Source organism: Rhodospirillaceae bacterium, from assembly GCA_018660465.1.
Classification (GTDB): domain Bacteria; phylum Pseudomonadota; class Alphaproteobacteria; order Rhodospirillales; family JABJKH01; genus JABJKH01.
Window position 1 is genome coordinate 1 of the sequence record JABJKH010000095.1, and the last position, 12,066, is coordinate 12,066.

13 protein-coding genes are annotated in these 12,066 nt (G+C 49.5%); 8 read left to right on the plus strand and 5 right to left on the minus strand.

Annotated elements, in window-relative coordinates; all coding sequences use genetic code 11:
- Positions 1-657: 657 nt before the first annotated feature.
- The 4 genes from HOM51_16605 to HOM51_16620 all read left to right on the plus strand — a co-directional run bounded on the left by HOM51_16605 (position 658) and on the right by HOM51_16620 (position 4,566).
- Complete coding sequence (locus HOM51_16605; GenBank protein MBT5036136.1) at positions 658-1,644, plus strand: tripartite tricarboxylate transporter substrate binding protein; 987 nt, start codon at positions 658-660, stop codon at positions 1,642-1,644.
- A 61-nt stretch (positions 1,645-1,705) separates the two neighbouring features.
- Positions 1,706-2,623 (plus strand): BMP family ABC transporter substrate-binding protein, encoded by a 918-nt coding sequence (locus HOM51_16610; GenBank protein MBT5036137.1) that lies wholly within the window; start codon positions 1,706-1,708, stop codon positions 2,621-2,623.
- Positions 2,620-3,066 carry a tripartite tricarboxylate transporter TctB family protein gene (locus tag HOM51_16615; protein ID MBT5036138.1) on the plus strand — a complete coding sequence of 149 codons (447 nt, stop codon included), beginning with the start codon at positions 2,620-2,622 and terminating at the stop codon, positions 3,064-3,066. The genes HOM51_16610 and HOM51_16615 overlap by 4 nt, the downstream gene beginning before the upstream one ends.
- Positions 3,067-4,566, plus strand: a complete 1,500-nt coding sequence (locus HOM51_16620; GenBank protein MBT5036139.1) for a tripartite tricarboxylate transporter permease — start codon at positions 3,067-3,069, stop codon at positions 4,564-4,566.
- On the opposite strand, the gene HOM51_16625 is transcribed toward HOM51_16620, so the two are convergent.
- Positions 4,563-5,471, minus strand: a complete 909-nt coding sequence (locus tag HOM51_16625) for a LysR family transcriptional regulator (GenBank protein MBT5036140.1) — start codon at positions 5,469-5,471, stop codon at positions 4,563-4,565. The two genes, HOM51_16620 and HOM51_16625, sit on opposite strands and share 4 nt — an antisense overlap.
- 107 nt (positions 5,472-5,578) lie before the next feature.
- On the opposite strand from HOM51_16625, the gene HOM51_16630 reads away from it, so the two are divergent.
- Positions 5,579-6,823, plus strand: a complete 1,245-nt coding sequence (locus HOM51_16630; protein ID MBT5036141.1) for a urate hydroxylase PuuD — start codon at positions 5,579-5,581, stop codon at positions 6,821-6,823.
- A gap of 68 nt (positions 6,824-6,891) precedes the next feature.
- Here HOM51_16630 and HOM51_16635 read toward each other — a convergent pair whose 3' ends face one another.
- From HOM51_16635 to HOM51_16650, 4 genes are read right to left on the minus strand one after another with little or no spacing between them, the layout of a single operon-like run.
- Positions 6,892-7,398 (minus strand): ureidoglycolate lyase, encoded by a 507-nt coding sequence (locus HOM51_16635; protein ID MBT5036142.1) that lies wholly within the window; start codon positions 7,396-7,398, stop codon positions 6,892-6,894.
- 5 nt (positions 7,399-7,403) lie between these two features.
- A complete protein-coding gene (gene alc / locus HOM51_16640; protein MBT5036143.1) occupies positions 7,404-8,399 on the minus strand; it encodes an allantoicase in 996 nt (331 codons plus the stop codon).
- Positions 8,396-9,325: an allantoinase PuuE gene (gene puuE, locus HOM51_16645; GenBank protein MBT5036144.1), complete on the minus strand. Its 930-nt coding sequence runs from the start codon at positions 9,323-9,325 to the stop codon at positions 8,396-8,398. The genes alc and puuE overlap by 4 nt, the downstream gene beginning before the upstream one ends.
- A gap of 17 nt (positions 9,326-9,342) precedes the next feature.
- A complete protein-coding gene (locus HOM51_16650) occupies positions 9,343-10,044 on the minus strand; it encodes a GntR family transcriptional regulator (protein ID MBT5036145.1) in 702 nt (233 codons plus the stop codon).
- A gap of 231 nt (positions 10,045-10,275) precedes the next feature.
- Here HOM51_16650 and uraH point away from each other — a divergent pair, with 231 nt between their 5' ends.
- From uraH to HOM51_16665, 3 genes are all read left to right on the plus strand, one after another.
- Positions 10,276-10,620, plus strand: coding sequence for a hydroxyisourate hydrolase (gene uraH / locus HOM51_16655; protein ID MBT5036146.1), 345 nt, complete (start codon positions 10,276-10,278; stop codon positions 10,618-10,620).
- A gap of 133 nt (positions 10,621-10,753) precedes the next feature.
- Positions 10,754-11,239 (plus strand): 2-oxo-4-hydroxy-4-carboxy-5-ureidoimidazoline decarboxylase, encoded by a 486-nt coding sequence (gene uraD / locus HOM51_16660; GenBank protein ID MBT5036147.1) that lies wholly within the window; start codon positions 10,754-10,756, stop codon positions 11,237-11,239.
- A 166-nt stretch (positions 11,240-11,405) separates the two neighbouring features.
- Entirely contained in the window at positions 11,406-11,819 is a 414-nt protein-coding gene (locus HOM51_16665) for a DUF3830 family protein (GenBank protein ID MBT5036148.1), read from the plus strand.
- Positions 11,820-12,066 lie beyond the last annotated feature (247 nt).

The window sequence follows — 12,066 nt, forward strand, 5'->3', positions numbered from 1 at the left end:
GATTGACACATTGATCCGCCAACGTCCTCCAACGCCATTATGCAGAGGGCTTGGACCCTACTGCGGAGAGAACAGTGAACCCGACAGGTACATAACGGAGAGCTTGACATCAACACCCGAGTTAGAGAACAGCCTGGACCCAAAGGAGACATCCGCCTAGGACCAGCGATGCTGGTTGCACCCAAATCTTACAATGCAAGACCGGCCCTTGATTACCAAAAATGTTCGTTATTCATTCCCTTTAATTCTCTATCGGGCGTGCACCTTTCTATTTTGGGCGGCAATTCATGTGATTATCAAAAAATATACGAAGATGCTAAAGTATTACCCGCCTTTTGTACGTTAAACATTTCCCGGATTATAAACTCGAATAATTGGTGTAGGCCATGTGCCACGTTCGAGGGATATTTACAGCTCACATTCTCGATATTGTAAAAGAGCGTTTGGCAGCAAATGTTCTGATAGAGAAGTTTCTTGAGCGTGGGCTAATCCGATTTAAGATCGACGATGATCATCAGCACCATTATGTGCCAGTGTTGGCATTGCCTTTCAGTTCATCGATGAACCGGGGGAGTTAGCAATATATTGAGAGGTAGACGAACCTCAACCGCGCTAATTTCCACAACCTCGTTTCCATAAAATTGAAGGAGTAGGAAAATGACATTTTGGCGAAACACATTCATGCGAGTATCTCTGTCGCTTGCGGCGGCAGTGATCGCTCTGGGGACCATTGGAGCAACAACTGCGACGGCGGCGTGGCCGGAAAAACCGGTCCGAATACTGGTCTCGTTCCCGCCGGGCGGTGGTAGTGACCTTGTTGCGCGCTTGTTGGCTGAAAACCTAACAAAGGAATTAGGACAACAGTTTGTGGTCCAGAATAAACCGGGTGCTGCTGGCACCGTGGCGACGACAGCGCTGAAGAAAGCAAAAGCTGACGGCTATACGTTCATGCTTTCTAACCTAACTCCGTTCAACGTTGCGCCGGTTCGATTCCCGAACACGCCGTATGACCCGATCGATGATTTCACGCATGTTTCGTACATCGGAGCTGTCTATCTTGGTCTGTTTGTATCGCCCAAAGTCGGCGTAAAAACACTTGCCGAACTGATTGCAAAGGCAAAAAAAGAACCTGGTAAGCTGGACTACGGCACATCGGGTGTTGGATCATGGGGACATGTAGTCAGTGCGCAGTTCAAGGCGCTGACAGGCGTCGACATGGTGCATATTCCGTATAAAGGCTCACGTCCGATGCGGCTTGATTTCCGTTCAGGTGTTGTGCCCATCACTTTTGATGCCTTGCCGCAGAATTTGCCAGCGATTAAGGAAGGTCTCGCCATTCCGCTTGCAATTAGTTCAAAATCGCGGATTCCAACGTCTGCTAATATTCCCACTTTCATGGAGCAAGGTCTCCTGATCTCCGCCGAGAACTGGCTTGGTATTACGGCGCCCGCAGGCCTTAATAGCACGATTGCAAGCAAGGTTGATGCCGCACTTCAAAAGGCTAAGGCTACTGATAAAGTCAAAAAACAATTTGCGACATGGGGCGTTAGCCAGAGACCTATGACCAGTGCACAATTTAGGGATTTTGTCGCAGCCGAGGGCAAAGCATGGCGTCCGCTGGTTAAGAAGGCGATCGCCAAGTAAAGCTTGATTACCGTACGGAATTAACGTCGAGCAGCACTTTTCTGGACGGAGGGCACGTGACATGAAAATTTCGGTCGTATTTGTCGGTAAACTTCATGATCGAGGTTTTAATGCAAGTGCTCTCATCGGCATTGAAGCGGCACGTAATAATACAAATGCCGAAATCGAAATCATCCATGGGATTCCGTTTGAACAAGACGTTATCTTAAAGAATCTCACGGAGGCGGGACAAACATCTGATGGTGTTGTGGTTATCGGCGGGCAAGGGAATATTGCTGCGCCGAAGGCCGCAGCAGCGAACCCGGGCAAGAAATTTGCCGTTGTCCAGGGCGCGGTAACTGCTGACAACTTGGCAAGCTATGATGTTTTACAAGAAGAATCAGCCTTCCTCGCTGGATGTTTGGCAGGGCTGACGACCCAATCAGGTACGGTCGGGCACCTCTCTGGCCATCGTGTTCGTCCTGGGCTTAAGGGGCGGGCTGCCTATGTTGCCGGCGTTAACTACATCGAACCAGAGGTTAAAATTCTCACCGCGTTTTGTGGGACCCAGGACGACTCGGATATCGCAGAACATTGGGCTGCTGCTGAACTGGAAGCCGGAGCCGACATTTTATTTACAATGTTGAATGAGGCTCGCAGCGGTGCAATCGCTGCCTGCCGCAAGCTTGAAAAACATCAAATTGGAAATGCCCTTGATTGGACTAAGTCCGAACCGGACGTATTTATTGGCTCTGCCGTTGCTCGAATTGATATTGGCGCGCAGCGCGCAATTGAGGATATGGTTGAGGGCATTATGCCGACAGAAATTGTAGAAATTGGTCTTGCAGATAAAGGGGCAGTATTTCTTGCATTCCGCGATGATGTGCCAGAAACGACTCGGTCAGAAATCGCCAAGGTTGAGACAGCTATACGCAACGGGGCAATCTCAATCCCTGCGGAATATGATGGATTAGAATTTAATTTGGAGGAAGCCTCTTGATATTAGATGCTCTCAAACGGCAAGTTGGAAATATTCTACTTTTATCAATTGGCGCGTATTTCTTTTTTGGTTCCTGGCAATGGCTTGATCTTGGCACGGCGCGGCGTATGGGCCCGGGATTTTTCCCGATGGGAGTCGGCGCCATACTCTGTGTACTAGCCATCGTTGCTCTTTTTACGACACGCTCTGAACAAGATGAATTAGAAAAGCCTGATCCCCTATCCGTCATTACAGTTCTTTCGGGTGTCGCGGCGTTTGCTATTGGCGTGCCATATTTAGGCGTGTTGCCCGCGGCATTTCTAGCTGTGCTGTTTACGAGTTTTGCTGATTTTGAACTTACTTTTTTAACCCGGGTTTTGCTTGGGTTGGGCGTTAGCCTAGGAATTTGGCTGGTATTTATTGTTGGCTTGAATTTGCCGTTCACGCCGATTCAGGGGCTCTAAATGGAACTGCTTGCAAACTTAGCGCTAGGATTTGAAACGGCGGCGTCTGCGACCAACCTAACATATTGTTTTGTAGGCGTATTTCTCGGTACGTTCATTGGTGTGTTACCTGGAATCGGACCACTGGCCGCCGTTGCCATGTTGCTCCCAGTTTCCTTCTACCTGCCTGCAGATACCGCCCTTGTAATGCTTGCAGGTGTTTATTACGGCGCTGAATACGGAGGTTCCATTGCCTCAATCCTACTTAACATTCCGGGCACGCCGTCCGCGTCGGTGACGTGTCTGGACGGATATCCAATGGCGCGACAGGGACGCGCCGGGGTGGCATTGTTTATGACTGCGATTGCCTCTTTCTGTGGGGGTATCTTTGGCGTCATCGTTATGACTTTACTTTCGCCTGCATTGGCAAGGTTCGCGCTTTTGTTCGGACCCGCTGAATATTTTTCCGTCATGGTTCTCGGTTTAATCGCCGCCTCCGTCGTTAGTTCCAGTGGCGCTATCAGGGGCGTTGCAATGGTTTGTCTGGGCGTCCTTCTGGGTACCGTTGGCGTTGACACAAATTCCGGCGACGTTCGATTTACCGGTGGCATCCAGGAATTACGTGATGGTGTGAGCCTCGTGGTTGTTGCCATGGGCCTGTTTGGTGTTTCGGAAGTAATTGTTTCGGCGCGGGGCAAAATTCCGTCTTACGCCACAGAAAAAATCCCCTTTAGAAGTTTTCTGCCGACGGCAAGCGAAGCGGTTCGGTCGATCGGGCCCGTCCTACGAGGCTCAAGCATTGGTTCCTTTTTTGGCACCCTGCCAGGGACAGGGCAAACGGTCGCATCATTTGTCGGGTATGCGCTGGAAAAAAGGATGTCGAAAAACCGTGATCAATTCGGTAAGGGCGCTATTGAGGGTATCATGGTTCCAGAGTCGGCAAATAATGCGGCGGCCCAAACAGCCTTTATTCCGACCCTTACACTCGGCATTCCCGGCAGCACCACGATGGCCCTAATGCTTGGCGCGTTAATGATCCATGGGATCAATCCAGGGCCACGGTTGCTAACTGACCATCCAGAATTATTTTGGGGTTTGGTGGTCAGTTTTATGTTTGGAAATTTGTTCTTGCTGGTGCTCAATATACCGTTGATCGGCCTATGGGTTCGTTTGCTTCGCGTGCCACATATCTATCTTTACCCAACAGTCGTGGTACTGATTTGTGTCGGTGTTTACAGCATTGATAATAGCGTTTTCGATATTTGGGTCACGCTGGTTTTTGGGGCCATTGGGTACATCCTTCGGCTCTATAAGTTTGAGCCCGCGCCGCTTCTAATTGGGTTCGTCCTCGGACCGATGATGGAAGAATTTTTCCGCCGGGCAATGTTACTGTCACGTGGTGATCCGTTTGTCTTTTTCGACAGGCCTGGAAGTGCCGTCTTGCTGATTTCATCAGCTGTTTTATTCATCTGGGCGTTGATTCCGCAGCGCAAATCTCTTTTGCAGAAATTGTGGAATTAACCAATAGAGAGAACGTCTTTGCATTCCTTGACGATATATTCGATGAACGTTTTTATTTTTGGATCTTGAAGCCGCTTGTGCGGATAAATGCAGGCGAAAGGAACGTCCGTTGGCGGGGTGTTTGCAGCCACGCGGACGAGTGCCCCTGACTCCAAAAACTCCGCTATTTCGAAGACTGGTTTGTTGATTATTCCGCTTCCTGCCAACGCCCATGTTGTTAAAACTTCACCATCATCGGATTCCAATGGCCCCGTGAAATCGTACCGTTGAGGAACACCATTAACTTGCAATGTCCAATAAAACTCATCAGCACCAGGATAGCGTAGTAATAGACAGCTGTGTTTTTGTAATACCAAATCATCGCCGCACGTTGGTGCGCCATGTTTCTCGATGTAGGCAGGCGAAGCACATAGGACCCGTTCGAACTCGTGGATATGACGAACCCGCATTTCTGAATCAGTTAAATTTCTCAATACAAATGCCGCATCAAGTCCTTCGTTCGTAATATCTACCTTTCGATCCGATAGCCTTAGCCGGATATTGATATCCGGATATGAATCCTTAAAAGTTGGGATAAGAGGAACAATCAGTTTTTTCCCAATTCCCAGTGGCGCCGCGACGAAGATCGTTCCTTTTGGATGGGCGGTAATTTCGGCAATATTGCTTTCGACCTCTATAATCGTATCAAGAATTTTGATCGCTCCACTGTAGAGAAGTTCACCATGGGCCGTGGGTTTCATGCTGCGCGTTGTTCGATTGAACAATCGAACCGAGAAGTGTTTTTCTAATTCCGCAACTCGGCTGCTAACAACTGCAGCAGAGACCCGCATATCTCGGCCTGCAGCAGACATACTGCCTAGGTCGAAAACTCGAACAAACGTCTTCAAATTATTCACATAAGACATGCTAAAATTCATATCATTATAAAGATTAATTTGAAAGTCTTTGGCTGTTCTCGGTATTCAAGTTGGCAACGATATTTGTCACTCTGCACCGCTGTTAGGAAGACACTATGATTGAATTTTCTATATTCTGGGATTGGCTGTCATTTGCGGCACGCTGGGTCCATGTCATTACGGTAATTTCCTGGATTGGCACGTCTTTTTACTTCATTGCTCTGGATTTGGGGCTTCGAAGAGCGGATGATTCACTAGACGGTGTCCAGGGTGAGGAATGGCAGGTTCACGGTGGCGGATTCTATCACATCCAAAAGTTTCTCGTCGCGCCCGACCGGTTGCCCGAACACCTGACGTGGTTCAAATGGGAAGCCTATGCCACGTGGCTCTCGGGATTTGCGTTGTTGGCTATCATCTACTACGCGGGCGCCGATCTCTATCTCATCGACCCCAATGTGCTCGACATTACATCAACCCAAGGAATTTTGATTTCGGTGGCCTCGTTGGGGATCGGATGGGTCCTCTACGATCTGCTTTGCAAGTCGCCACTTGGATCGGATAACACCCGACTAATGGTTCTACTTTATTTCATGCTTGTTGCGATGGCATGGGGATATACTCAGGTGTTCACCGGACGGGCCGCTTTTATACATCTTGGCGCTTTCACCGCCACAATCATGTCCGCCAATGTTTTCGCGATTATTATGCCGAACCAGAGGAAGGTCGTGGCTGATCTCATCGCGGGTAAATCGCCGGACCCAGCTCTTGGGGAACAAGCCAAACAACGCTCGACCCACAATAACTACCTGACGCTCCCAATCATATTTCTAATGCTCGCCAACCACTATCCCTTGGCATTTGCGACCACCTACAACTGGATCATCGCGTCGCTCGTTTTCCTGATGGGCGTGTCGATCCGCCATTATTTTAACTCCAAGCACAGTGGAGCCGGCAATCCGACGTGGACGTGGCCTGCGACGGCTTTACTCTTCCTCGCAATTATGTGGCTATCGACGCTCCCCGCGCCGCCAATGGTTGAGGGAGAAACGACGAAACTGACACCATACGAACAAAAGTTTGCCAGTGCGCCCCGCTTCAAAGAGGTTCGTGAATTGGTGCAGGGACGGTGCGTCATGTGCCACACGGAAGAGCCTGGATGGGATGGCCTGAGTACCGCACCTAAGAATGTTAAGTTTGACAGTGACGCACAAATCGTGCGCCGGGCTCGAGAAATCTATCTTCACGCGGGCCGCAGCCGTGCCATGCCGCCGCCCAATGCCCAGCGGGACGGTATTGGGCTGAGCACGCCTGAACGCCGCATTCTTGCCGAGTGGTACGAGCACGTCGCACACGGGTCCTGAAATCGGGCATCCCCCCTGGTCAACCAAATACCGACAGCTTAAAATTTAGAAGATTTGGAGGCCGGTTTCTATCGCGGGTTCAACAGGACGACGCCTTCTTCATCGGAGAAAGAATATTCGCTTAAGTTGTCGCCCGCGCCACCTCTATCGATAACCAGAAAATCGTGATCAGGCTCTAAAACCAACAACGGGTGGTGCCATACACCCCGGCGGTAGCTCACACCTTGCCCACTTGCCGCTATGAAAGCCTTTACGTCGGCGGGCCCAACTGTATCGCTTAACGCCGCAACGGCAACTAAGTACGGATGGGGTTGCAAAGGCATAAAGGCCTGGGTGCCTAACGGATGGCGCTCCATCATCTTGATTTTGATTGGAATGGACCGTGGTTGGCCACGAAAGATGCTAATCAAGGGCACGCCGTCTTTAGCCGAAACATCGATCTTTGCTAAATCGTGATAGCGCTCGGTCGTACCTTCGTTGATCGAATAATGGTCTGCGTCGTCAATTTCAATTACATCGCCAAAGGGAGCAAACAACTCGCGGGTCAGGGGAACAGGTGTTAGATTCACGGCCATTGTGGTTATTCCTTAGCTAGCTTGCCAAAGACACGGAACCTGCTTACGCCTCCATCAGGAAATATATTCAACCGAACGTGCGAAACCGGCCCACTAACGTTAATCGCGCTGCGATCAAATGTGTGAATTTGATCCATTTGCAATTTTTTCTGCTCCATCAGTTCCGGCCACGTCTCCGCATCTTGGAGGATATCCACGCCGTTAGCCACCAGGGCTCCCTGCACAGAACAGCGGTCGGGATAGTTGCCCTTGAAGTATGCAGTATCGATTTCAATTCTCTCAACGAGGCCCGGTGCGCCCAGAGCTACGACGATCCAGTCATTGCCCGGCTCACGGCGTCGCCGTGTTTCCCAGCCATCGCCCATATTCTGGCCGCGACCGGGCGCCAAAATCACCCAAGGGCTACCATAGTGCGCATCATTATAGCCGACAATTTTGGCGCCATTTGTGATCGAAGAAAGTTCGTGTTCGCCATCTGGGTTCGTTTGATCCCACTCACTTAGTGGCTCGCCATAAACTCGGAGCCGCGCCACGCCGCCATCAGGAAAAATATTCAGGCGCAAGGTATTGAAGCGCTCGTCCGATTCAGCTTTAAAAAAATTGTGTGCGTCTGGGTCGAGGCGTTGGCGCGGAACAACATTTATCCACTTTCTGTCTTCGCTAATGCCATTATCCGATAGCACGCCATCAATGGAGGCTTCGGGTGGATGATTGCCAGTGAAGTGCGTGGTTTCAATATCGACACCCTTAATTGTTCCCTGCGCGCCAAGCCGAACAATGCAATAGTCATGTCCATCGTCGCGCCGGCGCCGAGATTCCCAGCCATCCATCCACTTGCCGTGATCGTCGTACTTATCGGCAATGAAAATCGGGTCCTCATCCTTCAAGAGCCGTTCCTTGGGTGCAAAAAATTCGTCACTAGCCTGGATCACTTTAGTGCCCAACCGAGGCGATGCTAAATTGACGGCATTAATTGTGAATTTGGGAATAGATTGGGTCATGACCGTGTCTCCGCCGGGTCTATGTAGGGATGCTGTTCGCGCCAATGCCGGGCGATGTCAATGCGCCGTGCAAACCAAATATCATCGTGCCCACGAACGTATTCCAAGAACCGGCGCAACGAGGCAAGTCTGCCAGGACGCCCAATAATTCGACAGTGCAACCCAATCGACATCATGCGGGGCGCCGTTTTCCCTTCCAGATACAATGTATCGAAAGTATCCTTTAGGTAGTTGTAAAATTGATCACCAGCGTTAAAGCCTTGCGGACTTGCAAATCGCATGTCATTTGCGTCCAACGTATAGGGCACGATCAGATGCGGGGTATCGACTAAGGTCGACCAAAAGGGCAGATCGTCACTATAGTCGTCGGCGTCATAAAGAAACCCGCCCGCTTCGGCCACCAAGCGACGCGTATTGGGACTGGTCCGCCCCGTATACCAGCCGAGCGGCCGCTCCCCCGTGATACGTTTGTGGATGTCGATGGCTTTCTGCATATGTTCGATTTCGATCTCTTGCGGCACATATTGATAGTCAATCCAACGATATCCATGACTACAAAATTCATAGTCTGCCGCCAGTGCCGCCTCGACCATATCGGGATTGCGCTCTAGTGCCATTGCGACGGCAAAGAGAGTCAACGGAATGTCAAATTCCTGAAACAGTTTAAAAACACGCCAAACGCCAACTCGGCTGCCGTACTCATAAAATGATTCCATAGACATGTGACGCACGCCCTCGCGCGCGTCGGCGCCAATGATTTCTGAAAGGAAGGCTTCGGACGCCGCATCCCCGTGCAGAATGCTGTTTTCGCTGCCCTCTTCGAAATTCAACACGAACTGTAAGGCAATGCGTGCGTTGTCCGGCCAATTTGCTTGAGGTGGATTGGCACCGTAGCCCGTCAGATCGCGTGGATAAGAATCATTTATCATTTCGTAAATCTACTTCAGGCCGAATGCCTAGCCTCGAAAACATTTGCGAACACCGCCCTTAAGTTATTTGAATCATTCAGCGGATCAAGATTCAGATGGCTTTCACATTGCCTTAGATGCTCCCTCATCAACGCGCGGCTTTTTTCAATATCACCAGCCGCGATAGCTTCAACAATATTAATGTGATCATCATCAACACATACAAGATTCCCCGGCGTCTCATAAAGTGCGATTGCCAGTGACGTTTGTGCGACCAATTGTCGCAGAAGTCTCATCAGTGGTTTATTGCCCCCGATGCGCGCCAACTCCAAGTGGAACTCGCCAGACAATCGAATTGCGCCAATGCGGTCACTGTTTCTTATACAGTCATTCTCCTTACCAACAATTTTGCGGAGAACGTCTGCATCCACCGCTGAGCAATTTGCTGCTGATGCTGCAACAATGCCGTCTTCGAGCAGGTGCCGGGCACTAAAAACTTGGCGCACGTCCTCCGCCTTTGGCATCGCGATAAAGGCGCCTCGGTTAGGATGAATTTCGACGACATTATCCAAGGATAGGCGCAAAAGCACTTGGCGGATAATTGTTCGGCTGACACCGAAGACGTCCGCCATGGTGCTTTCCGTGAGCTTAGCACCGGGCGCCAATCGCTGTTCAAGGATCGCACGAAAAATTTCTGAATATATTGGGTCGTTCTGTGGTTTTTGTTGGGTAGCCATAATTAAAATTTAACCGGCCGATTTATGATTGTTCAATATTCTCGCACCAAATTGTATACGATACAACGATGAAATTACGAATAAAATTTTATTTAATTTCTGTAAAAAATGGCGTTTTTTACCGGTAATCATATATCTTTATCGAAATTTTTGTTGCCCTGATCTAAATATTTGGGTAATTATTTAGAATATATTGGATACAATTTATACAAGATATGAAGGGGCTTGTTCATGGGATATCTGACGACCCATGTTCTCGATACGGCTAACGGGTGCCCAGCCTCTGGTATGCGGGTTGACCTCAGGCGGTCCGACGGCGAAATCATTGGGAGCTTTACGACAAACGAAGATGGCCGGGTTGATGGCCCTTTATTGGAAGGCGAAGCCTTTGTCGCTGATTCTTATGAATTGACGTTTTGCGTCGGCGCCTATTTCAAGTCTCGAGGCAGTGATAGTCCCAACCCAATGTTCCTTGATGTCGTACCAGTTTGGTTCAGTGTTTCGGACCCAGACGAGCACTACCATGTGCCCCTTCTTGTATCACCCTATAGCTATTCAACGTACAGGGGTAGCTAGCGTAGATGGCGAACAACAGCATATATCGAAATTTACGCCAGTGTGATTTTCTCTTTTCCAATGCAGTGATTGAGAGAATTCTAAAGGAACCAAGAACGTGAGCGATAACTTAGGTATCGCCGAAATTAACAAGATGGACGCGCCATCGTTTATCGCGGTATTGGGGGGCGTTTTCGAGCATTCGCCATGGATCGCCGAACGTGCTTTTGCCGCCAAACCATTTAAGGATGTCGACACACTTCATCTAGCGATGATCGAGGTGGTATCAGTGGCGTCTGAAGAAGAGCAATTGGCATTGATCCGAGCCCACCCCGACCTTGCTGGGAAGGTTGCACGAGCGGGAGAGATGACAGATTTTTCAGTTTCTGAGCAAGCATCCGTTGGGCTGGACCAAATGTCCCAAGAAGAATTCGACACCTTCAACCGGCTTAATACCGCGTACAAGGACCGCTTTGGTTTCCCCTTCATTGTCGCAGTGCGTGACCACGACAAGGCGTCCATTCTCCAAGCATATGACGAACGCCAGAAAAATGAGTCGTCGACAGAGCGCGCAGAAGCGATGAAAAATATTCTTAGGATCACGGAGTTGCGTTTGAAGGACCTATTTTCAACCGTTTAAATGAACGCGCTTATCCAAGCGACGCCATTTAGTTGATAAAGTGTTTCCGAGGGGAGCCATTTCAGGAACCACGTGCAGCGTGCTCGTACCAATCAGTGAGAAGAGTTCGGTAGGATTGATTAACTTAAATGCTATATTCAAATCACTAAATTACGGTCGAAACGATATGCAAATTTTGAAAATTCAGGCGGGTCCATATGCCTTCAAAGCGAAGCTGGAAGTTGAGCAAGCGCCAAAAACCTGTGCACGATTTTTAGAGCTTTTGCCATTCAGGAATAAGACTATTCATTCACGCTGGAGTGGTGAGGCGGTTTGGGTGCCGCTGGGTGATTTTGATGCAAAATTGGACTTTGAAAATCAGACGTGCCACCCCTCACGTGGAGATATATTGTTTTATCCTGGCGGTGTCAGCGAAACTGAAATTCTTTTTGCTTATGGCAGCTCCAGCTTTGCAAGCAAAATGGGCGAACTTGCTGGAAACCATTTCCTGACAGTAGTGGAGGGGCAAGAAAACCTTTTCGACTTTGGCCATCTGGTATTGTGGGAAGGTGCGCAGAACATTGAGTTTATCGTATCTTAATTCTTAAGCACCGAAAAAATATCTCTTTGCCAAGTTTTTAAGTTTGCGATGGAATATGGGTAACCTCGGCTGTAATTGTCCGCTTGTGGCTACTTCCAGACTCTATCGGTACTCCGAAATAATGTCCGCTATGTGAGGGATGAGCAGACATTATTGGCGCAAAGTCCAGTTTTCTGAAATTGACTTCCGCTATCAGGGGGCTAAGCGGACGTGCAATGACACCCGTGAAAACTTCCGAACCTGACCC

Excerpts from the sequence above, each read along its gene's own strand:
- HOM51_16605 (MBT5036136.1), top strand. The coding sequence starts at position 658 with ATGACATTTTGGCGAAACACATTCATGCGAGTATCTCTGTCGCTTGCG.
- HOM51_16610 (MBT5036137.1), top strand. The coding sequence starts at position 1,706 with ATGAAAATTTCGGTCGTATTTGTCGGTAAACTTCATGATCGAGGTTTT.
- HOM51_16620 (MBT5036139.1), top strand. The coding sequence starts at position 3,067 with ATGGAACTGCTTGCAAACTTAGCGCTAGGATTTGAAACGGCGGCGTCT.
- HOM51_16625 (MBT5036140.1), bottom strand. The coding sequence starts at position 5,471 with ATGTCTTATGTGAATAATTTGAAGACGTTTGTTCGAGTTTTCGACCTA.
- HOM51_16630 (MBT5036141.1), top strand. The coding sequence starts at position 5,579 with ATGATTGAATTTTCTATATTCTGGGATTGGCTGTCATTTGCGGCACGC.
- HOM51_16635 (MBT5036142.1), bottom strand. The coding sequence starts at position 7,398 with ATGGCCGTGAATCTAACACCTGTTCCCCTGACCCGCGAGTTGTTTGCT.
- alc (MBT5036143.1), bottom strand. The coding sequence starts at position 8,399 with ATGACCCAATCTATTCCCAAATTCACAATTAATGCCGTCAATTTAGCA.
- HOM51_16650 (MBT5036145.1), bottom strand. The coding sequence starts at position 10,044 with ATGGCTACCCAACAAAAACCACAGAACGACCCAATATATTCAGAAATT.
- uraH (MBT5036146.1), top strand. The coding sequence starts at position 10,276 with ATGGGATATCTGACGACCCATGTTCTCGATACGGCTAACGGGTGCCCA.
- uraD (MBT5036147.1), top strand. The coding sequence starts at position 10,754 with ATGGACGCGCCATCGTTTATCGCGGTATTGGGGGGCGTTTTCGAGCAT.
- HOM51_16665 (MBT5036148.1), top strand. The coding sequence starts at position 11,406 with ATGCAAATTTTGAAAATTCAGGCGGGTCCATATGCCTTCAAAGCGAAG.